Here is a 24,097-nt window from a genome sequence, read left to right as displayed (position 1 = left end):
TTTAATAAAAAATTATAAAAACAAGTAATATAGAGGAGAAACATCTTTTACATAAGGTTTTAATTCTTCAAATGTAAAACTTATCTCTGTGATTCCTACTGAATATGGAGATATATCATTAGCCTGCCATACAAAATTTATAGAATTAGGAAGTATTCTGAAAGATGAGCTTTCCAATGTTATAGAATTAAATTCATAATAATCTTCTTTAGAATAACCTGTTTCTAATATTTTATCTCTCATTAATGAGATTAAATCAGGATTATTGAAGTCTGATATTAAATCTCTTATAGTAATAAGGTTAGAACTCTCTAGTGAAAATACTTCTTGAATATTAGCTTTTGCAGTATAATCTCCACCTGTATACATAGATGAATAATTATCAAGTGCTATTATTTTATTATCTATATAACCTACATTAATTGTATTATCTATTTCATAAGTGGTATTGCTAACATCTAAAAGTCCTTTCCATTCATTATAATAATTATCACATTCCTCTTCAACATAATTAATAGATGATTCCATATCAACAGAATTCATATCATTACTTTTACTGAATAAAAATAAAGTTCTATGATATGAAAATATAGAATTACTTATGCTTTCATTTTTATAATAATCAATTATATCAGCATAATATACTGGAAGATTTCTATTTAATGAAAATTCCATATCTTTAACTTCCTCTGATTCTTCATATTTTATTTCAGCACTTAATACTATATCATCACTTAAATTACCCACTATAGAAGCATGCATATTATTATTTTCATCAACTTCTTGCAAATTCAATTTCTTATTATTAATAGTACCTGTAATCACTGATTTTTTATTTTTTGTATAATAATAACCGCTTACTTTTTTATCTTTTTCATTTACGTAAAGATACATATCAGCCTTTTCTCCGGATATGCTGCCTTCAAGCAAATAAAATTTAGACTCTTGTATTTCAGAACCATTTTTATTTTTTTCTGATGAACTATTTTGATTATTATTCTTACATGAAATAAACAACATAATAAGAATAAATACATACAAAGACTTCTTAAACATATATACTCGCCCTTAATTTTTACTATAATATTATAATTGTTAATATATAAATTAATACCAATAAATCAATACAAATCATCAAAATTATTATAAATAATTGACTTTTTATAAAATTAATAATATCATTGATTAACTATAAATTTCTTAAAAAAGAGGCTTAAATATGGAAAAAGTGCAAATAGAAAATGTTGAACTTACATTATCACATCCGGATAATTTGAATATAAAATGGACAGGACAGAATGATTTAGTAAGACAGATAATGGCTTCTTGGCATTTAATTTCAGAAGATGATATACCTCTAAACCCTAGAATAGTAGGAAAACCAGGTGCCGGAAAAACTACTCTTTCATATTATGTAGGAAAAGAGCTTCTTAATAGAGATGTTTATATTTTTCAATGCACTGTAGATACAAGACCGGAAGACCTTATAATTATTCCTGTAATATCTGAAAACAATAAAATAAGCTATCATGCTTCTAGTTTGGTTACTGCTATGATCAAAGGCGGTGTAGCCATATTAGATGAAGGAAACAGAATGAGTGAAAAGACTTGGGCTTCGCTTGCTCCGCTTCTTGATGACAGAAGATATGTAGAAAGCGTAATAGCTGGAATAAAAATAAAAGCTCATCCTGATTTTAGAGTAATAGTTACTATGAATGATGATGCCAGCACTTTTGAGCTTCCTGAATATATTCATTCACGTTTACAGCCTACAATAGAACTTCCATTCCCTGATGTCAAAGAAGAGTATGATATATTAAAAATGAATCTTCCTTTTGCTGATGATGAAATATTAAAGATTACTGTAGGATTCTTACAAAAATCTCATATTAATAATGCTTCTTTTTCTGTGAGAGATGGTATTAATATGGCTAGATATGCTATGAAATTATACAAAAGCAATATTGCATCAAGCAGGGATACAGCATTTTTAATAGCATTAAAATCTGTACTCGGTACTGAAGGACTTAGAATATTAAGTCTTAATATGGACGATAGAGATAATAAAGATCGTAGAAGAAACATGGATGATGATGACGGCACTAATATATTATAATCATATAATGCATTTCTTACATGCACTATATGATTATTTGTTTTGCTTTATCCTATTTTATGTAATTTAAAATATTCTAACTCGGAATAAACGCTTTCTGTATTATTAGAAACTTCTCTTCCCAAAATAGCACTGTTATGTACTAGATCAGCATTTTCCTGAGTGATATTATTTAATTCATTCATAGCAAGTGCAATTTCTTTTACGCTTCCTTCTTCCTCTGAAACAGCATTATACAGATTAGTTAAAACTTCTGAAACTTCATTTGCAGAAGACTCTATATTTAAAAGTATTTCTAAAGAATGTTTAACAGATTCATCTCCTGTTTCTATTTTGGCAACAGTATTTTCTATTATGGTAGTAATTTTTCCGGCAGCATCATTAACATTTTGAGCAAGCGAACGTATTTCTGTAGCAACAACTGCAAAACCTTTTCCCTGATCCCCTGCCCTAGCCGCTTCTACAGCTGCATTCAAAGCAAGTATATTTGTCTGAAATGCTATAGACTGTATAAGCTTTATTATATCTGATATCTCTTTACTAGACTCTGATATATCAACCATATTATTTGAAATCTGAGTGACAGCCTCAACTCCAAGCTTTGTAGAATCCGCTACTTTATTACTCATCTCTTTTACATCATTAGTATGCTTTGATGTTTCCGATATAGAAGAAAACAAATTTTCTATAGCACCGCTTACTTGTTCTATAGCTGCTGCCTGCGAAGATGTTCTATCCGATAAATTATCTATACCATTTGATATTTGTCCGCTTGAATTATTAATAGAAGCCATATTCATTTTTATTTCTGATACTATAGATGATATTTTGTTTTGCATATCATTAACCGAATTAACCAAATGTCCTGACTCATCTTTTAGTGCTAAATCTTCTTTATTAAATACGCTATTAAAATTACCCTCTTTCATTAAGTCTATAATCTTTATTGTATTCTTTAATGGCTTTACTATTTTATAAACTAGAAATCCTTCAAGGAATAAAAGAATAACCATAACAACAAATATCACAAGCATTAAAATCATAAATTGATTATTTAATTCGCTGGCATCTCCTTTGAATATTAATATCCATGGAGCATTATCTGTTTTTTGTACAGCATACCATTGATTGCCTACAACTTTAACTTCTCCTACATGCGATATTAGATTGCCTTTGAAAGAAGTAAAAAGCGGATCTGTAAATAAATTCTTATTTTCCTCTAAAACATAATCGCTATTTTCATGAGTCATATATATTCCGTTAGGCGATACTATATAAAAACTTTCATCAAAATTTTCTTTTATATCTTTCATAATGCTATTCATATCAGCAAAGTCTATAGCAAATACTCCTTTTAATTTTCCATTTGTGTATATAGCCTTACTAAATGTAACTGTGAGTTCATTAACAGCAAAGTCTATGTATGGATCGCTTATTGCTATATCATTTGTAGCTATGGCATCTTTATACCATGGTCTTGAAATTTGATTATATGTACGCGGATATTCTTCTAAAGTATTTATATATACTCCGCCTTCTGAATATGGTACAGTATCACCAAAATACATGTTTAAATAACCTGATCCTGTTTTTTGAACATTGGTTATAAAATTTCCGAATGTTTCTAAATCAGGATTAGCTTCTAAATTATTAACTATCAAATTGACTGTGTTTTTTATTTCCTTTACATATGCTTCTGTTTCGTTTTTTGAATTTAAAGTTTGAAAGTATTTTTCCTTTAAGAATTTTGCTTTATATATTGGCTTGTATATAAACAATATAGCTAAAAATGCAGCAAAAAGAAATATAGAAAAAATACTCAAAAACTTGAACATTAATCCTCTTTTCATAAATTTCTCCACAATTTACTTTTAATTATATTTTTACAAGATTAAATATAAAAAAAATTTTCAAAAATATTAAAAAAATACAAAATTTTTTAGAAGAAAAATAAAAAAAATTTATTCTTTATGTAGTTTTGAAAATCATATATGAAAATTAAATTTATTATTTTTTAAACGCACACAGAGCAAAGTTATAAATATAGTTTTATTTTTATTTCAAATTTTATTATATTACAAATTTAGTTAATCGTGCGTTGAGTAAAGCAAAAAATTTAAATAAAGCTTGGGCGGGTGCTAACAAATTCTAATTAAGATATAAAGACAATCAATATCAAAATTAAAAATGAAGCAATGAATTTTAAAGGGTGGGATTTAAAATAAATTTGAAAACTTATTTTTTATCAACTTTTCCCGGACTTCGTCAAAGTTGCAAAAGTGCTAATTTTTTATAATATAAAATTTTATAAATCATTCTTAAATTTAATAAATATTTGATCTAGTGCTAAAATTTCTAATTATCTATAAAAATTAAAAATGAAGCAGTGAATTTTAATATTTAAGTTTAAAAATTTAATTACATTTGCCCACCCTTTAGGCTTATTACTTTAATTTGCAATTATGACTTTTTATTTCTTTGAAGTATAAACAGAATTTCTAACAACCCACCCAAGTTGTATTTAAATTTATAGTGCATTCACCGCACGCAGAGTAAAGCTATATATACAGATTTATTTGCAATTAAAATATTATTATATTAAAAATTTTGTTCACCGTGCGTAGAGTTTAACTATTATAAAAATGAATTGTTATAAAATTAGTCAGCTTTATTTTAAAAGAGGTAAAACTATGCTTGAATATAAATGTGATAAATGCGAAACAGAATTAGGTTATAAAGGTTTATGCTTTAAATGTAAGGCAGAAGAAGAAAGAAATAAAACTCTTGCTTTAACTGATGATGAAATAAAAGAGATTATCAATAAATATATAAAAGATTTAAAAGAAAAAAATGTTGATAAAGAATTATCAAATGGCATTTACATTTATGATCTGATTGCATATAGAAATATAGATTTAAAAGATATAGCAAAAAAAGCATTAGAGAAAAAAATTTATTATCCTGAAGTATTTTATTATAAAGCTAGTGAAGAAATAAGAGATGAACTTATAAAAAGAATAAGAGCAACTAAAGATTATTCTGAAGGAGCTAATTTATTATCATGTTTAGCTATGCAGGGAGATGATGTTGCACTTGACTGTTTATATGATTTTGAAATGAATCCAAGAGAATGGAGAAAGAAACTTTATGTTGATTCTTCAGTTTATGCTGAATGTGCAGGCTGGACTTTTGATAAGGATAAAAAAAGACAAATACTTAATTTCGATAAATGCTATTATTTAGATAAAGCTCAAATCAAAGAAGAAAAAGAAAAAAGCCCTATTAAAATAGCTTCATTAAGAGATGAAAATTGTCCTGAATGCGGATGCAGAAATATGGATATGGCTATTATTGACGGCAGAGATGAAAGACTAAAATTTATAGGTGTTGATGGAATAATAAAAGCTTCATGCTGTCCTAATTGCGTAATTTACAATACAACTTATTCAAAGTATGACTTAAAAGGAGGAAGTGAGATACTTCCTTTCGATAAAGAGTCAGAAAACTATTATGCTTCTGAAGAAAATTATATAGAGGAAGAAGAATTAAATTCAATGCATAATAATAATTATATACTTTCAAAAAATGAAGTTCCTTTGTTTTATGGTGCATTTGATGATACTTTAAATACAATAGGAGGATTTGCCAATTGGGTTCAGGACTGGGAATATATGAAATGCCCAAGCTGCGGAAAGAAAATGAAATACTTAATGCAGATTCATTGGCATACTATTGAATCTATGGCAGAAGGTACTTTGTTTATAGAAATCTGTACTGATTGTAATATTACGGCAATGTTACACCAGCAAACTTGATTTTATTTATTACTGATTATATATTTTTTATCATTGTCTCTATCTCTGTAGGAGTATAAACAATCCACTCATTATATTTATTTGCATCATATTTTTTTATTGTTTTTATTTTACTGCCTATACGCAATTTCGGATCATATTCATCACCTAATAAAAAATTATTTTTGAATAATTGGAATCTCTTTCTCTATCATAATTCAATTCTTCAAAAATGAATCTCCATCTTTTTTTAGTGAATGCCATTGATATATGCAGTGGATCAAACATAAGTCCTGATTTAATTATATCATCTTTATCATTAGGAATATTACCTGTATAATTAAATATTTCGATTAAATCACCTCCGGATTTATCAATTTCAATTAGTCTTCCAAAAGCGTAATTTTCTTCAGAAGTAAAATTTGTTTTTGAATAGTTTTTAATATTATCTTTTATATCATTTGGTAAAAACAAAGGAATAAAAAATATATTGCCTTCTTTTTTTCAAAATATTTCATTATTGATTATACCTTTTTTATATTTAAACGCACGCAGAATAGGATTATAAATATACATTAATTAATAATCGAATTTTGATAATAAAAAATTAAATATTAATCGTGCGTTGAGTAAAGCAAAAAATTTCAATAAAACTTGGGCGGGTGCTAACAAATTATAATTAAGCTATAAAGATAATCAATATTAAAATTCAAAATGAAGCAACAAACTTTAAAGGGTGGGGGTTAAAATAAATTTGAAAAGTTATTTTTTATCAACTTTTACCGGACTTCGTCAAAGTTGCAAAAGCACATTTTATAATTAAAACTACACTTTAAAATTATGTTATAATAATCTAATATTTTTAAAAATACACAAATACTATTTATAATTCAAAATCTTATTATATTTTAATTTAGTTAATCGTGCGTTGAGTAAAGCAAAAAATTTAATTATTGCTTGGGCGGGTACTAAAATTTCTAATCAAGCTATAAAAATAATTAATGTTATAATTCAAAATGAAGCAATAAATTTTAAGGGGCGGGGTATGTAAATAAAATTTTAAAGCTTAATTACATTTGCCCACCCTCTATACTTATTATTTTAATTTACATTTATGATTTTTTATTTTTTAAAGTTTAAACATAATTGTTAACACCAACCCAAGTTTTTTTAAATTTATAATGCATTCACCGCACGCAGAATAAAGCTAAATATATAGATTTATTTGAAATTTAAATTTTATCGTATTGTTAATTTTGTTTACCGTGCGTAAAGTCATTTCAAACCATATTTATTTTGAAGATTTTTTATATTATTTTTAGCTATGTTATTATTAGAATCTAATTCCAAAGCCTTTTTATAATCTTTTAATGCATCTTTATACTGTCCTAAATTTTCTTTAGATACTCCTCTGTTATTATAAACATCGCTATAACTAGGGTTTAACTCTATAGATTTATCAAAATCTTTAATAGCTTCTTTATATTGTCCTAAACTTCCTTTAGCAAGTCCCCTGTTATTATAAGCATTACTATCATTAGTGTCTAATTCTATTGCTTTATCATAGTCTTTTATAGCTTCTTCATACAGTCCTAAATTTTTTTTAGCAATTCCTCTATTGCTATAAGCAGAACTATAATTATGGTCTAATTCTATTGCTTTGTCATAGTCTTTAATAGCTTCTTTATATTGTCCTAAATTTTTTTTAGCAATTCCTCTATTATTATAAGAATCACTATCATTAGAGTCTAACTCTATCGCTTTATCATAGTCTTTAATAGCTTCTTGATACTGTCCTAGATTATATTTGGCAATTCCTCTGTTATTATAAGTATCACTATCATTAGGGTTTAACTCTATAGCTTTATCATAGTCTTTTATAGCTTCTTCATACTGTCCTAAATTTACTTTAGTAATTCCTCTGTTATAATAAGTATTACTATTATTAGGGTCTAACTCTATTGCTTTATCAAAAGATTCTATAGCTTCTTTGTATTTTCTCTCTTTAAAATAATTTAAACCTTCTTCATAATATTTTTCTGATGACATATTTTACCTCAAATAATTTTTTATTATGAAAATAATATATTTCATTTTTTGGTATTTTCAAGCTGTTATTATTTAATATTAGAACAATTAATTTTTTTGCTGAAATGCATTAAACAAATTTTCAAGATAATAAGCACTTGGGCGGGTGCTAACAAATTATAATTAAGCTATAAAGATAATCAATATTATAATTCAAAATAAAGCAGTAAATTTTAAGGGGCGGGGTATGTAAATAAAGTTTTAAAGCTTAATTACATTTGCCCACCCTTTAGGCTTATTACTTTAATTTGCAATTATGATTTTTTATTTCTTTGAAGTATAAACAGAATTTCTAACAACCCACCCAAGTTATATTTAAAATTATAGTGCATTCACCGCACGCAGAGTAAAGCTAAATATATAGATTTATTTGCAATTCAAATTTTTATTATATTGTTAATTTTGTTTACCGTGCGTTAAAAAGATTTAAAATCTAATAAACACTTGGGCTGGTACTGAAATTTATAATTATGAGTTTATCACTAGCAACAATAATAAATTAAATATACTTGCTCGCTTCCTTGATGCTGATATTAGCCATGTTTTCCTTGTGCCTTTCTATAAAATCTCTCACCCAATCAGGATTAGTTTTACTGTAATCCCTTAAAGACCACCCTATTGCTTTGTTTATAAAAAATTCTTTGTTGTTTAGATTATTTATGATTATTTTTTCTAATAATTCAGTATTGGTTTTATCTTTTCTTAAAAGCTGATGATCTATAGCTATTCTCCTAAGCCAAATATTATCAGACAAAGACCATTCTAAAAGTATATTATTGACAGACTCATCTCTTAAAGCAATGCTGCCAATTATCCTGTCTAAACAATCTATGCTATCCCACCAAGATTTTGTAAGTGCATATTCTTTTAATTTTTCTATATGATTTTTATTTAAATATTTCTTTTTTGAATTTAAATAATCTAAAGAAGCATATTGAAATTCCCTGTATTTATTCTCATAGCATTTATCTGTAAAGCTAAAATCAATAAACTCTTTTTCATCTTTTGAAATTGTTTTGAATACTTTTTTCTGAGCTTCTTTTCTTTCCTTTGAATGAATACCTAAAAACTCAAAATTGTTTTTCATGTATTTAGCCATGAAAATAGCTTCTTTTTCATTTTTTAATTTCTCAAATTCTTTTGAAAGAGTAGTATATAAATCACTCATTTAATAAAGCCCAAAATTTTATTTATCAAAAATATATTTATAAACATGTTCAGATAAAGGTATTCCATTTTTTAAGTAGTCGGCAGAACAAGCCTCTTTTCTCTCACCCGGTATAGATATAGTTTCTCCTTCTTTTAAAGCAGGCTCTTTTCTTATATCATCAATGAATGATTGAACAGTATTTAAATAAGTATCCAAATCATTATAAACAGCAGGATCAACAACAAGTATAAATGTAGAAAGATTTCTTTTTTTGTCCATATCGCCATACATTTTTACTAAATTATTGCAATATGCCTGTCCTATTAAAAGCCCCGTAAATGCCTCAACCATAGTCATTATTAAATATCCCTTAACTCCTCCGAAAGGAACAACATATTTTATCTCATTAGGATTTGAACTTGGATTGCCGTTTTCATCAACACCCCAATTCATAGGAACAGTTTCATTATTTTCACGAGCAGTAAATATGCGTCCGAGTGATACCTCGCTTGTTGCCATATCTCCAAGTATAAAATCTTTTTTTGCAGGAAATCCATAACTTATAGGATTAGTACCGAAAAATGGTCTCTTTCCGCCAAAAGGTATAACACAAGGATCAGTATTAACCATTATTAAAGAAACCTTATTTTGATGTATAGCCATTTTATTATAATAACCTAAAGCACCCGCATGACTATTATTTTTTATTCCTATTAAAGCAATACCCTGTTTTTCAACTGTTTCTAAAGCCCATTCCATAGCATACTGCGTTGCAACATGTCCGAATCCGCCGTCAGCATCCATTAATGCAAAAGAAGGTCTTTTTTCTTCTATATTGAATTTTGAATTTAAATTTATTCCGCCCGCTTTTATTCTTTCTATATAATGTTCAACTCTTAAAACTCCATGAGAATGTATACCGCTTAGATCAGCGTAAATTAATAAATCTGTTACTATAGCAGCCTGTTCATTTGATACGCCTGCTGCTTTGAATTTATCATATACTTTTTGCATTAAATCATTTACTTTCACTATAACCATTATACAAATACCTTCTGTAATTTAGTAAACATATTATAGTTTACATAATTACAGATATAATGTCAATATAATTTTATTTAAATATTAAGTTAAAAAAAGAACAAGGGATTTTATTAATATCCCTTGTTCGAATTTTATATTAAAGTTTATTTATATTAATCGTCCCATTCCTGACCTAATAACTGACCTGATTTGTCAATGTATAATTCCATCATATTATTCATTTTTACTTTATATACATTATAATGTTCCATCTCTACTGCCCAAATCTCAGCTTGAGGATAAGTTCTTTTAGCTGTTGCTATTACAGCCTGAGGAACTTGATTAAGAGGTACATACCAATCAGCAAATAAAGCTGAAGTACTTAAAACTGTCAAAGCTACTAATAAACAAAGTATTTTTTTCATATTTTCTCCTTTTAATTAATATTTTATTTTTTTATTATAATTATTTAATTAATCGTCCCATTTTTGACCTAATAACTGACCATTATTATCAACATATAATTCCATCATGTTGTTTAATTTTATTTCAAATATAGTGAACTGTTTTTCTATTTTCACTATAGCAGCATTAGGATAAGTTCTTTTTATTGTATTCATAACATTAGCAGGCAATATAGTAGCAGGCATATTTCCATAGCATTTAACTTCTTTCCAATCACCATTAGGGAAGAAATCTATTTGAGTTCCATTTTCTAAATATACTTCTATATCTTCCCAATCTCTTTCAATGAAAGTAACTTTTATATTAGGGAAATGCTGTTTTATAAAGTTCTGAGCATTCTGAGGTATAGAAGATAATTGTACACCGTATCCATATTGCTGCTGACCACCTTGCTGAGCATAAGGATCTTGATAATTTTGCTGAGCAGGAGGCTGAGCATAAGGGTCTTGATAACCTCCTTGACCGCCGCCTTGCTGTCCATAAGGGTCTTGATATCCTCCTTGACCACCGCCTTGATTATTATCATAATATCCGTCATATTGAGCGAACAATGAACCTGTAAGCATTGCTGAAACAAAAAGTATAAATAAAGCTTTTTTTATAGTCATAATATTTCTCCTGTTTTTTATTTTGTAAAGACAATTTAGTAACAGGTAAATTATCTTTACATTTAGTATTATAGTACAATTTTATAATTATGTCAATTAATTTTACTAGTTTTTTACTAAAAATTTACATTTTTTTAAAATTATATTAGCTTTTTATGTTAGACTTGTTTTAAGATATTTGAAAAAATCATATTCAGAATTATTTTAATATTAAATTATAAAAATGAGTCATTATAAATTTTATAAAGAATGATTTTTAATGTATCAAAATCTTTTTTCTTATATAGACTTATGTAATCTTAAAAATTATTGCTTACTACTAAGTCAAAATTTATATAATAATAAAAATACATAAATATTCATTAATTTAATTTGCAACATATACAAAGTTTTTATTTTTTAAAAAACATTTTATATCACTATTAAAAAACAGCTTTAAATCAATAGTCTAATTACAGACATTTATTTATTGATTCTATAATTTAATCTTGTAATTCATTTTTATAAAAAATTATAATTAAATCATCTCAATCAAATTAAAAAAGAAATATTTCTATATATAAAAATTCTTGATTTTAATATATTATTAATATATAATTGCAGGAACAAAAAATAAAAAATAATTAATGGTACACTATTATGAAAAAAGTAAATTTATGTTTATTAGGGGCTTCCGGTGCTGTAGGTCAGGAGATGCTTAAAGTATTGGAAGAAAGAAAATTCCCAATCAATGAGTTAAGACTTCTTGGAAATAGAGAAGCAGGAAAAAAAGTAAAATTTAACGGAAAAGAATACACAATCGAAAAGACAACTAAAGATTCATTCAAAGATATGGACATAACATTGGTTGCTGTAGGAGCTGATTTAAGTAAGAAATTAAGTCCGTTAGCTGTAAAAGCTGGAAGTATAGTTGTAGATAATAGCAGTGCTTTCAGAATGGATAAAAATGTTCCTTTAGTAGTTCCTGAAGTTAATCCTGAAGATGTTAAGCTTCATAAAGGAATAATAGCTAATCCTAACTGCTCTACAATAATAGCTTTAGTGGCATTAGCTCCGCTTCATAAATTCGGAAAGATAAAAAGAATCATAGCTTCTACTTATCAGGCTGTTTCCGGTGCTGGTAAAGAAGGTATGGAAGAATTAGAACAGCAGATAAAAGATTATGTTGCAGGAAAAAAACTTAAAAATAGTACTTTCAAATATCAAATACTTCACAATTTAATTCCTCATATTGATTCTTTCGATAAGAACGGATACACTAAAGAAGAATTAAAAATGACTAATGAAGGAAGAAAAATTCTTCATACACCTGATATGCAGATAAGCTGTACTTGTGTAAGAGTTCCTGTTATAAGAAGCCATAGTGAATCTATCACAATAGAAACTGAGAAAAAAATCACTGCTAAAAAAGCTAAAGAATTATTATCTAAAGCAAAAGGTGTAAAAGTAGTTGATGATCCTGCTAAGTTTAAATATCCTATGCCTTTAGATACTTCTAATCAGGATAATATATATGTTGGAAGAATAAGAGAGGATATCAGTGCTAAAAATTCATTGGTATTCTGGTGTGCAGGAGACCAAATAAGAAAAGGTGCTGCTACAAATGCTGTACAAATAGCTGAACTTCTTTTACCTGAATTAGAAAAAAAATCTGATGACAATTCTTCAGAAAAGAAAGCAGTAGCAGAAAAGAAACCTGCTAGAAAACCATGTGTAAGAAAATCAACAAAGAAATAATGATTTAAATAAATATAAAATTAATAAGAGGTTATCTATTATTAGATAACCTCTTTTTTATTGCATTAAATCAATTTCTTAATTTTGAATTTTGTAATAAACATACTTTTCAAATTTTGAATTCCAATAAAATTACAAACTATTCAAATTAAGAAATTATTAAATAAAAAAACAGAGAGATATAAAAATCCCTCTGTTTAAATATTCAAATCAATTAATTAAATATCAATTATCCTAAGAATCCTTGTATTATAGGCATAAGTATTTTAATTAAAAGAAGTGCTGATAATATCCAAGTTAATAATGATATATCTTTATTTTTACCAGAAACGAACTTTAATATAGTGAATGATAATACTCCGAAAGTTATACCTTCAGCTATACTATAAGCGAAAGGCATAAATATTATACATATAAAAGCAGGAATTGCCTCTGTATAATCATTGAAATTAATCTCTAATATAGGAGTCATCATGAATAATCCAACTATAATCAAAGCAGGTGCAGTAGCAGCAGAAGGTATAGCTAGAAATATATGTGATAAGAATAATGAAACAGCAAATAATATAGCAACAACAAGAGAAGTTAAACCTGTTTTACCGCCTTCAGCAACACCTGATGCACTTTCTACATAAGTAGTAACAGTAGAAGTACCTAAGCATGCACCTACAACTGTTCCTACAGCATCAGCAAATAAAGCCTGTTTACATCTAGGAACTTCTCCATTTTTTGTAAGCATATCTGCTTTAGTACATACTCCAACTAATGTACCTACTGTATCAAACATATCAACAAAAAGGAAAGTAAATAATACTATGAACATATTAGGAGTGAATATATTGCTAAAATCAAGTTTAAAAGCTATAGGTTCTAATGAAGGAGGTACAAGGCTAGCATCAGGAGACATTTTTGTAAGTCCCATAGGTATTCCTATTATAGTAGTAATAAGTATACCTAAAAGAATTGCTCCTTTTACATTATATGCTAATAAAATTGCTGTTATAAGAAGTCCTATAATAGCAAGTAATGCACTGCCTGAAGTAATGTTTCCAAGTCCAAGTAAAGTAGCATCATTATTAACTATGATTTTAGAGTTTTGAAGTCCTATAAAAGCTATGAATAATCCTATACCTACTGAAATAGCTCTTTTCATATTAACAGGTATACTATTAACTATAGCTTCTCTCACATTAAAAATAGTAAGAACAACAAATATAATACCTTCTATAAATACAGCTGTTAAAGCAGTTTGCCAGCTATAACCCATACCCAATACTACAGTATAAGCAAAGAAAGCATTAAGTCCCATACCAGGTGCTAAAGCAAAAGGAAGATTAGCAAGTAAAGACATTATCAAAGTTGCTATTATTGCAGATACTACTGTAGCTGTAAATACTGCTCCCTTATCCATACCTGTTGCACTAAGTATGCTAGGGTTTACTGCTAGTATATAAGCCATTGTCATGAAAGTAGTAAAGCCTGCTATTATCTCTGTTTTTACATTAGTACCATATTCTTTTAGCTTAAAAAATTTGTCCATAAAATATATTCCTTATAACAGTTTTTTCTTCATAACTATTTTTAATTATGAAAGCTATAATATATATGAGATTATAATTTTTGCAATATTTTTTTATTTATAAATACAGATTAAATCCTAATTAAGAATAAAGAAATAAAAAATGAAATTCTGAAAATTTGAAAAGCAGTATTATAATTAATTAAATAAGAAATTTAAATTTAATATAAAAAAACATATATGCATAAATATCATTTATTTGCATATATGTTTTGTATTTTTCGCAGTATTAATTATAATTTTTTATTATTCTATTTTTGTCAAATCATAATTATTATTTTCACCAGTACTAGAATTATTTTCTAGTAATTTTCCGCCTGATATTTCACTATCACTATTAAATTGTATTGTGTATGTAGTACTTTCTAATACAAAAGAAAATTCTGTAGCTATAGAATAAACATCTGTTGAAATATTTATTTTCTTATCCTCAGTTATTACTGGTTTTCCACTAGACCTTTCCAAATAAATTATATTTGCTTGATCATCAAGTTTAAACATTATTCTCATTCTGAAAGTTGGTCGAATTGCAATACCTTCATATGTTCCTTTTCTTTTAGAAATAGTTACCTTATTACCAGGATTAGTTACTTTATTACTGCAGCTTAAAATAAAAACAGATACAATTAAAATTATAATTTTATTAATATGTTTAGTCATTTTTCTATCCTTTTATTAATATTGTAAACACAAGTTATCTACAATAATTATTACAGCTTAATACTTATTTTAAAATAGCAAATGTTTTTTGATTTTATATTCATTTTATTCTATAAAAAAATAATGAATTGTCAAGATTACTTAAATAACAATAAAAAATATAATACTATTACCCATGCTAAGCAAAGCAAAAAATATAAAAAAATTAAAATTATACTTAAAATAAAAAAACAACTTACATAAAACATGCGTTAAGTAAACGCTATAAATTTAAAAAAATTTTGGGCGGGCATGCTTTTTTAAACTAATCAAAAAAAATATTTTAAACAAACTTTTCAACAAAAAACGATAAATATAAAGGGTGGGGAGTGAAAATAAATTAAAAAAACAATATATTTATTAATTACAAGGGAATATCTTTATGAACAAAAATAATGTATACAGAAATGCAAAAATAGAAGGCAGAAGTTTTTTTGGTATTATTAAAAATAGTTCTTATTTTCTTTCTAATTTAGCAATTTATGAAGATGGTATAGTAAGTGCTTGGGAGAAATTTGATATTTATCAGTTTGAAAAAGCATTGGAGAGAAAATGGGTTGTATCATTTATAGAAGATAATGAGAAATTGGATATTCATGGTATAGGCAATTTTAAAATATTAGAATCACAGTGGCTTCATAAAGATGATTATTATGAATACATTAAAAGCATATTAAAAGAAATGAATCCTGAAATGCAGAATATTTATAAAACTACTAAAAGAGAAATAGAAAAATTGGAAAAATTAAAAGTATCATTTATGGCTAATCCTATTGATTTTAAAATGAAAGGGCAATTCGGATATGATTTATCCGATGGTAAAAGTTATTTTATATTTAGAAAATCTGATAATTATTCATCAAGCAAAGAAATATTTTTAACTTGCTATGCCATTTATGATGATGAAACAATATCAATATATAATGATGACAATATATATTCTTTTGATGATATAAAAAATATGTTTGAGAAAAATGAACTGCTTTTATATCCAAAAGAAGATGATACTATCATAATAGAAAATCTTGCCAAACTGAAATTAAAACCAACTATAAAGTACACAAATAAAAAAGAAAAATTAAAAGAGATAGAAGAAAATATAAAAGAGATTTCAGGTAAAGAAAATGCTTTTGATTATGCAATAAAATGCTACCATAATTATCTTGTATATCCTTCAGATTATAACAGAGAATTATTAAAAGAGGCTTATGAAAAAGTACCTAAACATGAGAGAATGTTTTTAGGAAATATGGATGATAAAGACTCTGATTTTAGAAGAATAATATATACGCCTAATATAAAAAGAGAAGTATAATTTTTATTATCTCGCATGCTAAGCAAAACAAAAAATATAATCAAGATTAAAATTATACTTATAGCAAAAAAACAATATTGTATAAAGCATGCGTTAAGTAAACGCTATAAATTTAAAAAAATCTTGGGCGGGAATCTTTTTTTCTTAATTAAGCAAAAAATTTAAATAAAATTTCATATTACAAAATAGATAATAAATCTAAAGGGGGGGGTATGTAATTTAAGTTTTAAAATTTAATTACAAACCCCACCCTCTATATTTTAAATATTAATATGCAATATAAATTTTTATTTTCTTTCTGCCAAATTAGAATTTGTTAGCACCCACCCAAGCGGATATTTAAATTTATAGCATATACAACGCACGATAAACTAAACTTAAATATTATAACAAATTCATAATTATAATTTTTATTATGTTTAAAGCTAAGCTCACCGTGCGGGAATTCACTTAGTTATTCTCACCATACCAATCAACATTGCGAGTAAAGTACATAGCAAGAGCAATAACAGCAAATAAACCTAAAGTTCCCATAAGCAATGCATAATCAGTAAGCTGAAGTATTCCAAATAAGAATATGTATATCAAAGCCTCTACAATAGCCATTGAAATAGTGTACTTCGGCGATTTTATAATGTAGCCTATATATATTGAAGTTAAAGCCGTTACCATCAATGCACTTATAAAATAACTAATATTGAAGTTTATATGTTCTGATATAGCTAAAAGAAGTAGATAGAATATTGCATTAGCTATACCTATTAATATATATTGAACAGGGTGTATGCGTTTCTTTGAAAGCACCTCGCATAAAAATAATACAAAAAACGGAATGAATATAAATAATATTGCATACTTCACGCTTCTTGATGTTTTCTGATAATTATCATTTAGAAGTAGAAAAGATATTAAAACATTGTTTGATGATCTATTAAGATTTTGATCTGCAGTGAAGTATTGAGTATCATCAATATTATCTGCTCTATTTGCATTTTCATCGCTAGTCCAATACTTAGTAAATGCTGTATTAAAACTGGCTATATTCCACTCGGCATTGAATCCATCATTATTAACTTCTCTCTTTGTAGGCAAGAATCCGCCTGTAAAACTAGGATCTTTCCATTTTGAAGATATTTTAAAAGTGTTTTCAGAAGCTAATGGAGTTATTATAAGAGAGTTTCCTCCTTGAATGTCCATTGTAATATTAAAATCAAAACCATTTAATATTCTATCTCTTGAAATGGTATAGAAGAATTTATTATTAAACATATTTAAAGCTATACTAATATTTTTCTCATAATATTTAAGCTCTTCATTTTCATTAACTAATATAGTAGGAAGCTTCATAAGATTCTTTTTATTTCCTATTCCTAATATAATCATAGCTTCATCATAAAGTATAGTATCATTATTTTCATCTAAATTATATATTTCAGCATTGTATTTATCAAATCTTCCTGTAATATTTAATTTAGAATTGAATATAGGGGCTTTAAATATTCCTCTGTTTAAACTTGAAACTTCAACATCGCCCGTAACATTATATTCATTAGGCATATAAAAAATATATTTTCTTATATAGCTTATCTCTTTAGTCTCACTGTCAATAACCCTAGTTAAATAAGGTATTGCAACAACTATACCTTGTATATTGGCACTGCTTCCCACAGGCTCTATTATAGAAGATACAGCCTCTCTTTGATAACTGATTCTATCTCTTACAACACTGTTTATAAAAGACATAGGTATCAAAAGCAAAAGACCTAATATCACTATTATAAGTATTTTAAAACCTAAAGTTTTTGTTATCTCATTAAAATTTTTTATCATTATTTTCCTCATAAAAAGTTATTTTCAAAAAATTATATTTGATATAAAAAACCATAATACCATAAATAGGTAATAAAAAATAGTAATAATATATAAAAATGATTGTATAGTATGATTTGTAATATAAATTGGTAAAATAGTTTAAATATTATCTTTTCTTAGCATTACCTACAAAACTATATTTTGTCAATTTTATTTTTTATATTGTTATTATTTTCGGGGACTAGCCCACGAACCCCCAGTTCTTTTACCGAGTAGGTACCTTTCGGTATTGGTATAAGGCGAAGCCCGCCTGCGGCGAGAACCAAAACAACTGCATTTTTAACCTAAAATTAGGGTATTACACCATATTTGATAGATATTCTTAAAATATAAAGTTATAGCAATTGCGTTTTCGCGAAGCGTGCCTGTGGCAGCTACTTTTTTGTGAATATAAATTATAATTTTTTATAATATCAAATCAATATTATATAATATTGATTAAATAATTTTTGTACAATAATAAGTAATCAGCCGCACGTATAGTTGGCTATCCATAATGATTTGCAATACCGTGCGGAAAGCCCACACGAAGTGTACCCGTAGGGTATGGCGAATATTTGACAAAGTTAAAAATTTTCAGTATATATTATTATTGTATATTTTTATTAATAATAAAAAAGATGCAGAATAATTAATCCTGCACCTTTTATGATTTTATATTATAATTTTTTTATTTACTTTTTTTGTATGTTTTTTTAGATGATTTTTTGTTTTCTGATTTATTTAGCTTATTCAATTTAAACATAAAATCAAATACCTCTTTAACATCTTTAACAGGATGGAAAGCTAAACCCTTTTTAACATTTTCAGGAATCTCATCTAAATCCCTAATATTCTCATAAGGTATTATTATATGCTTAATGAATCCAAGCCTTTTTGCCGCTATAGTTTTTTCTTTAAGTCCACCTATAGGCAAAACTTTTCCATTCAATGAAAGCTCGCCTGTCATAGCAGTATCATTTCTTATAACTTTATTCATAGAAAGTGAAAGCAAGGCAGTAGCCATAGTAATACCTGCTGAAGGGCCGTCTTTAGGAGTAGCTCCCTCAGGAATATGCAAGTGAATCATAGCATCATTAAAATAATTTTCAGCAACGCCATAATCTTTGGCAACGCTTTTTACATAACTATAAGCTATCTCTACACTCTCGCTCATAACATCGCCAAGCTGTCCTGTTACTTGTATGTTTCCAGAATCTTTTTTCTCTGATACCTTTATTGATTCTATAGTAAGAGTTGCCCCGCCTAAAGATGTCCAAGCTAATCCTATAGAGTTTCCAGGCTTCAAATCCTTCTCTGTGAAATCTTCTGTAAATATTGGCTTTTTAAGATACTTCTCTAAATCTTTTTCATCTACTGTATAGCTGTAAGTTTTTTTATTATGCTCTACAATATCAGCAGCAATTTTTCTGCATATTCTTTCTATTCTTCTTTCAAAATTTCTAACCCCAGCCTCTCTAGCATATCCGTCTATTATCGTACTTATAGCCTTATTAGTAAATTTTATATTTTTTATATCAAGTCCATGAGCTTTAACCTGTCTAGGTATAATATATTTAGAAGCTATTTTTAATTTCTCCTCCATAATGTATCCTGAAAGTCTTATAACTTCCATTCTGTCAAGCAAAGGTCTAGGAATTGTATCAAGTGTATTTGCAGTAGTTATAAATAAAACATTTGATAAATCGAAAGGCAAATCCAAATAATGATCTCTAAATGATGCATTCTGTTCCGGATCTAAAACTTCAAGTAAGGCACTTGAAGGATCGCCCTGAAAACTAGTTCCCAATTTATCAATTTCATCAAGCATAAGTACCGGATTTTTTACTTTTACTATCTTCAAAGCTTCAATAATTTTACCAGGCATAGCACCTATATAAGTTCTTCTATGTCCTTTAATTTCAGCTTCATCTCTCATACCGCCTAAAGAAAATCTGAAGAAAGGTCTGTCTAATGCCTCAGCAATACTCTTACCTATAGAAGTTTTACCAACCCCCGGAGGACCTACAAAACATAGTATAGAAGATTTTTTCTCAGGATTTAATTTTCTCACTGCTAAAAATTCGTATATTCTCTCTTTAACATCTTCAAGTCCGTAATGATCTCTGTCCAATATCTTTTTACTTTTTGAAATATCTTCTCTTTCTTTATTTTCCTTATTCCAAGGCAAAGCAAATAAAGTATCCAAATAATTTTTAGAAACAGTATATTCCGGAGAATGAGTATCTATTGTAGAAATCTTTTCTATCTCCTGTTCCATTCTCTCTTTAACTTCATCTATAACATTAAGTTCTTCAAGAGTTTTTTTGTATTTCTCTATATCTCTTTGTTTAGGATCTGTATCATAGCCCAATTCTTTTTTTATTTCTTTTAATTGTTCTTTTAAGAAATATTCTCTTTGCTGTTTTTGTACTTTAGAATTAATGCTACCTTGAATCTTCTGCTGTATTTCTGATATTTCTCTCTCTTTTTGAAGAAGAAGATGAACCTTTTCAAGTCTTTCCTGAATATCAAAAGTTTCAAGTATTTCCTGCTGACTTGCACGCTCTACATTAAGCATAGATGTAACAAAATCAGCTAATCTTCCGGGATCATCAACATTCACCATAGTAAGACGCATTTCTTCAGTAAAAAGCGGATTATTCTCACTTATGGCTTTTATATCTGAAAGTAAAGCTCTAGTATATGCTTTTATTTCTTTGGCTTCTTTCTCATTTCTGAAAGGATCTATATCAGGTATATAAAGAGGTTCAGCTCTTATTACAGGATCTGTAGTTACAAATTTTATAACTTTATATCTTCGTATGGAATTTATAAGAAGATTAAGTCCGCCGTCAGGCAAATTTAATTTTTTGAATACTTTTACAACAACACCAACTTTATAAATTTCATCAACAGAAGGCGTTTTCTTTTCAGACGGAGTATCAGAAATATATAAATTAAGTCCTAAAAATCCGTCATTTTCGGCTATAGCCTTATTTACAGCATCTGCATGATGAGCCGGTATAGGAAATGGTGCATAAAGCCCGGGAAATAAAGGTTTTCCCATTACTGGTATGATTATTAATCTTGAAGGTAATTTATCTTCCACGATTGCAACCGTATTATCCTCTTTTTTATTTTTATTATTATCGATATTTTTATTATTATCTAATTTATCTTTATCCTTAGCCATTAACAAAACTCCTAATGATATTGTATAGTATAATATAAAATATACTTATAAGTCAAATAAAATCTTGTTAAGTATTTTATGCAATAAATATACCAATTCTACAATTTAGAACATTTTTTATACTGTATTTATTATATTTTATGATAAAAATAAATAATATAGAATAATAAATATAAAAATAATACTATTGATTTGATGATTTGTATATAATTTTTGATTTTTATAAAATAAAATGGTGATAATATTATAATAATAAAAAAGTGTTTTATTATATCTGTTCAATAATAAAACACTTATAATTATATATTGTATTTAATTTATACTAGTATGTAAGTAATCATTATCTTAATTTAAAGAAATCGATTAATTTATTTAAATTTTGAGCCTCATTTAAAAGCAACTGAGATGAAGAACTAGCCTCCTCTACTAAAGCAGCATTTTGCTGAACAGAAGAATCCATTTCATTTATAGCAACATTAATCTGCCCTATTCCATTTTCCTGTTCTTTAGCAGCTATATTAACCTTCTGCATCAAATCAGAAACTTTATCCATTCTGTCTGATATATCATTAAAAATATCCTTAGATTCATTAACGCTAGCAGCAGCTAAATTGATTTTATCATTACTATCAACTATAAGAGAAGTAATATTTTTTACGGATTCTTGTGTATTCTGTGCCAAATTTCTAACTTCGCTGGCTACAACAGCAAAACCTCTTCCCTGCTCTCCAGCTCTTGCCGCCTCTACTGAAGCATTAAGTGCAAGTATATTTGTTTGAAATGCAATAGATTCTATAATTTTAGTTATATCCATTATTTTAGAACTGGACTCATAAACAGCATCCATTTTATTAACGCTTTCTTCTATTATTTTACCTGCCTTGCCTACATAATCCTTTGCTTCAACAACCATATTTGTACTATCATATATATCAGAAACGGCAAATTTCACATTAGAAGCCATTTCATTCATAGTTGATGCTGTTTCCTCCAAGCTGGAAGCCTGCATTTCTGTTCTATTAGATAAATCATTATTTCCTGAAAGAACTTCATTGGCAGCACTTTCAACTTGTTCTGATGATTCTTTAACCGTATTCATAACATTATTTAAATTATCTAATATACTTTTTATTGCTCTGGCTATATCTCCCCACTCATCTTTAAGTTCTGTAAATCCTGGAGGAGTATCCCAAGATATATCTCCTTTAGATAATTTAGTCAAATCCTGAGCAAGTAATTTAATGATAAATACAACTTTTTTATTTATTATTAGAGGTGTAATAATAAAGACTATTACTAATATCAAAGCTAAAATTATAATCATAATATTTCTTATATTATTACTATCTTCAAGTATTACATAATTAGGAACTAATATTTTCATACCCCAATTCTGACCTGTTTCAAGTTTTATAGGTACAAATATATATGTAGATTTAGTATTTAATGTTGCACTGAAATCCTCAAATATCACAGTTTGACCTGCTTTTATACTTTCTAATACATTATTATCCCTGTAATAAGGATATGCCTCATAAACATTTTTACCAACATAAGTTTCATTTTCTTTATTATAGAGAAGTGTACCATTATGATCAAATAAAGAAGTGAGAGTATTTTCAAAAGGATTAATATTATCCATTATAGGGGCTAATGATTCTATAAATATATCTACACCTGCAACGCCTATAATTTCTCCGTTATTTTTTAAAGGTATAGACCAAGTGTTCATTTTTACCATCTTGCCGCCTACTTCAAAATCATATATAGATGTAATATTAATATTTCCTGTAGTTACAGGCACTGAATAATAGTCACTTTTTAATTCTTCTCTTGTCATACCTCTGTCGGCAGCAGAACCATTATTTCTATATACATAATCTGAAAACATACCGCCTGCTTCTGAATAGTTAGGATCATTTATATAATCAGCATCATTGCCCATTACATTATTTTTAAATATAAGAAACAAAGCTCCTGTATTATCAGGAAGAGTACTAAAAAAATCTTTAGTTGTATTTTTATATACTTCTCTGTTTCTCTCTCCTGATCTGTATAAATTATCTATTGTATATTCAAATGTACTTAAACTATCGAATGCTTCCTGAACAATGGACTGTACTTTAGCTGCCTCTCCTTTGGCACTTTCCTCCAATACCTTATATGAAAGTTTTTTAGTAACATTATTAACAGAAAATATGTTAAATAAATTTGATATAACAAGCATGATAATAAAAGGAACAATTATAACCATACTTATTTTAAATTGCAGGCTGTTAAAGATCTTCATTAAGGTATCTCCCAAAAGATATTATAAATTATATTTACATTATTATACAATAATATGTATTTATATACAATTATTGCTAATAAAAATTGTTCGCTTTTATTGCTCTGCCAAGTAAACTTAGCAGACGCTCACAATTTTTATAGTTAACTTTATAATATTTCATAATATTATTCTTATTATTGCTAA

17 protein-coding genes are annotated in these 24,097 nt (G+C 27.1%); 4 read left to right on the top strand and 13 right to left on the bottom strand.

The features are described from left to right. Positions 1–12 precede the first annotated feature (12 nt). Positions 13–1,056 carry a hypothetical protein gene (locus tag BINT_RS00905; RefSeq protein ID WP_041177131.1) on the bottom strand — a complete coding sequence of 348 codons (1,044 nt, stop codon included), beginning with the start codon at positions 1,054–1,056 and terminating at the stop codon, positions 13–15. 163 nt (positions 1,057–1,219) lie between these two features. Here BINT_RS00905 and BINT_RS00900 point away from each other — a divergent pair, with 163 nt between their 5' ends. Beyond that, on the top strand, positions 1,220–2,116 hold the full coding sequence (locus BINT_RS00900; RefSeq protein ID WP_014486673.1) for an AAA family ATPase: 897 nt from the start codon (positions 1,220–1,222) through the stop codon (positions 2,114–2,116). Between the two features lie 47 nt (positions 2,117–2,163). On the opposite strand, the gene BINT_RS00895 is transcribed toward BINT_RS00900, so the two are convergent. Beyond that, entirely contained in the window at positions 2,164–3,966 is a 1,803-nt protein-coding gene (locus BINT_RS00895) for a methyl-accepting chemotaxis protein (protein ID WP_014486672.1), read from the bottom strand. An 840-nt stretch (positions 3,967–4,806) separates the two neighbouring features. On the opposite strand from BINT_RS00895, the gene BINT_RS00890 reads away from it, so the two are divergent. After that, complete coding sequence (locus tag BINT_RS00890; protein ID WP_200859222.1) at positions 4,807–5,931, top strand: hypothetical protein; 1,125 nt, start codon at positions 4,807–4,809, stop codon at positions 5,929–5,931. Positions 5,932–6,078: 147 nt separating this feature from the next. On the opposite strand, the gene BINT_RS00885 is transcribed toward BINT_RS00890, so the two are convergent. The 6 genes from BINT_RS00885 to BINT_RS00860 form a co-directional block, all read right to left on the bottom strand. Further along, positions 6,079–6,399, bottom strand: a complete 321-nt coding sequence (locus BINT_RS00885) for an Imm26 family immunity protein (RefSeq protein WP_083818238.1) — start codon at positions 6,397–6,399, stop codon at positions 6,079–6,081. 786 nt (positions 6,400–7,185) lie between these two features. Next, complete coding sequence (locus BINT_RS00880) at positions 7,186–7,959, bottom strand: tetratricopeptide repeat protein (protein ID WP_014486668.1); 774 nt, start codon at positions 7,957–7,959, stop codon at positions 7,186–7,188. 538 nt (positions 7,960–8,497) lie between these two features. After that, the gene (locus BINT_RS00875; RefSeq protein WP_014486667.1) at positions 8,498–9,166 is read right to left on the bottom strand and encodes a DNA alkylation repair protein; all 669 of its coding nucleotides are present in this window, start codon (positions 9,164–9,166) and stop codon (positions 8,498–8,500) included. Positions 9,167–9,184: 18 nt separating this feature from the next. Beyond that, positions 9,185–10,189, bottom strand: coding sequence for an Ldh family oxidoreductase (locus BINT_RS00870; RefSeq protein ID WP_014486666.1), 1,005 nt, complete (start codon positions 10,187–10,189; stop codon positions 9,185–9,187). 155 nt (positions 10,190–10,344) lie between these two features. Further along, positions 10,345–10,596, bottom strand: coding sequence for a PepSY-like domain-containing protein (locus tag BINT_RS00865; RefSeq protein WP_014486665.1), 252 nt, complete (start codon positions 10,594–10,596; stop codon positions 10,345–10,347). Between the two features lie 48 nt (positions 10,597–10,644). After that, positions 10,645–11,247, bottom strand: coding sequence for a PepSY-like domain-containing protein (locus BINT_RS00860; protein WP_083818237.1), 603 nt, complete (start codon positions 11,245–11,247; stop codon positions 10,645–10,647). Positions 11,248–11,883: 636 nt separating this feature from the next. Between BINT_RS00860 and BINT_RS00855 the strand changes: the two genes are divergently transcribed. After that, entirely contained in the window at positions 11,884–12,981 is a 1,098-nt protein-coding gene (locus BINT_RS00855; RefSeq protein WP_014486663.1) for an aspartate-semialdehyde dehydrogenase, read from the top strand. A gap of 229 nt (positions 12,982–13,210) precedes the next feature. Here the strand turns inward: BINT_RS00855 and BINT_RS00850 are convergent, their stop codons facing one another. Further along, the gene (locus BINT_RS00850) at positions 13,211–14,521 is read right to left on the bottom strand and encodes an NCS2 family permease (RefSeq protein WP_014486662.1); all 1,311 of its coding nucleotides are present in this window, start codon (positions 14,519–14,521) and stop codon (positions 13,211–13,213) included. A 285-nt stretch (positions 14,522–14,806) separates the two neighbouring features. Then, a complete protein-coding gene (locus BINT_RS00845; protein ID WP_014486661.1) occupies positions 14,807–15,220 on the bottom strand; it encodes a hypothetical protein in 414 nt (137 codons plus the stop codon). A gap of 421 nt (positions 15,221–15,641) precedes the next feature. Between BINT_RS00845 and BINT_RS00840 the strand changes: the two genes are divergently transcribed. Then, the gene (locus BINT_RS00840; protein ID WP_014486660.1) at positions 15,642–16,574 is read left to right on the top strand and encodes a DUF7638 domain-containing protein; all 933 of its coding nucleotides are present in this window, start codon (positions 15,642–15,644) and stop codon (positions 16,572–16,574) included. Between the two features lie 450 nt (positions 16,575–17,024). On the opposite strand, the gene creD is transcribed toward BINT_RS00840, so the two are convergent. The 3 genes from creD to BINT_RS00825 form a co-directional block, all read right to left on the bottom strand. Continuing rightward, a complete protein-coding gene (gene creD / locus BINT_RS00835; protein ID WP_014486659.1) occupies positions 17,025–18,404 on the bottom strand; it encodes a cell envelope integrity protein CreD in 1,380 nt (459 codons plus the stop codon). A gap of 712 nt (positions 18,405–19,116) precedes the next feature. Next, entirely contained in the window at positions 19,117–21,621 is a 2,505-nt protein-coding gene (gene lon, locus BINT_RS00830; protein ID WP_014486658.1) for an endopeptidase La, read from the bottom strand. 340 nt (positions 21,622–21,961) lie between these two features. Then, positions 21,962–23,911 (bottom strand): methyl-accepting chemotaxis protein, encoded by a 1,950-nt coding sequence (locus tag BINT_RS00825; RefSeq protein ID WP_041177130.1) that lies wholly within the window; start codon positions 23,909–23,911, stop codon positions 21,962–21,964. Between the last annotated feature and the right edge of the window lie 186 nt (positions 23,912–24,097).

The sequence above is a fragment of the Brachyspira intermedia PWS/A genome (assembly GCF_000223215.1).
GTDB lineage: Bacteria > Spirochaetota > Brachyspiria > Brachyspirales > Brachyspiraceae > Brachyspira > Brachyspira intermedia.
This window is presented reverse-complemented; position numbering and strand designations above follow the sequence as displayed.

Excerpts from the sequence above, each read along its gene's own strand:
- BINT_RS00905 (WP_041177131.1), bottom strand. The coding sequence starts at position 1,056 with ATGTTTAAGAAGTCTTTGTATGTATTTATTCTTATTATGTTGTTTATT.
- BINT_RS00900 (WP_014486673.1), top strand. The coding sequence starts at position 1,220 with ATGGAAAAAGTGCAAATAGAAAATGTTGAACTTACATTATCACATCCG.
- BINT_RS00895 (WP_014486672.1), bottom strand. The coding sequence starts at position 3,966 with ATGAAAAGAGGATTAATGTTCAAGTTTTTGAGTATTTTTTCTATATTT.
- BINT_RS00890 (WP_200859222.1), top strand. The coding sequence starts at position 4,807 with ATGCTTGAATATAAATGTGATAAATGCGAAACAGAATTAGGTTATAAA.
- BINT_RS00880 (WP_014486668.1), bottom strand. The coding sequence starts at position 7,959 with ATGTCATCAGAAAAATATTATGAAGAAGGTTTAAATTATTTTAAAGAG.
- BINT_RS00875 (WP_014486667.1), bottom strand. The coding sequence starts at position 9,166 with ATGAGTGATTTATATACTACTCTTTCAAAAGAATTTGAGAAATTAAAA.
- BINT_RS00870 (WP_014486666.1), bottom strand. The coding sequence starts at position 10,189 with ATGGTTATAGTGAAAGTAAATGATTTAATGCAAAAAGTATATGATAAA.
- BINT_RS00865 (WP_014486665.1), bottom strand. The coding sequence starts at position 10,596 with ATGAAAAAAATACTTTGTTTATTAGTAGCTTTGACAGTTTTAAGTACT.
- BINT_RS00855 (WP_014486663.1), top strand. The coding sequence starts at position 11,884 with ATGAAAAAAGTAAATTTATGTTTATTAGGGGCTTCCGGTGCTGTAGGT.
- BINT_RS00850 (WP_014486662.1), bottom strand. The coding sequence starts at position 14,521 with ATGGACAAATTTTTTAAGCTAAAAGAATATGGTACTAATGTAAAAACA.
- BINT_RS00845 (WP_014486661.1), bottom strand. The coding sequence starts at position 15,220 with ATGACTAAACATATTAATAAAATTATAATTTTAATTGTATCTGTTTTT.
- BINT_RS00840 (WP_014486660.1), top strand. The coding sequence starts at position 15,642 with ATGAACAAAAATAATGTATACAGAAATGCAAAAATAGAAGGCAGAAGT.
- creD (WP_014486659.1), bottom strand. The coding sequence starts at position 18,404 with ATGATAAAAAATTTTAATGAGATAACAAAAACTTTAGGTTTTAAAATA.
- lon (WP_014486658.1), bottom strand. The coding sequence starts at position 21,621 with ATGGCTAAGGATAAAGATAAATTAGATAATAATAAAAATATCGATAAT.
- BINT_RS00825 (WP_041177130.1), bottom strand. The coding sequence starts at position 23,911 with ATGAAGATCTTTAACAGCCTGCAATTTAAAATAAGTATGGTTATAATT.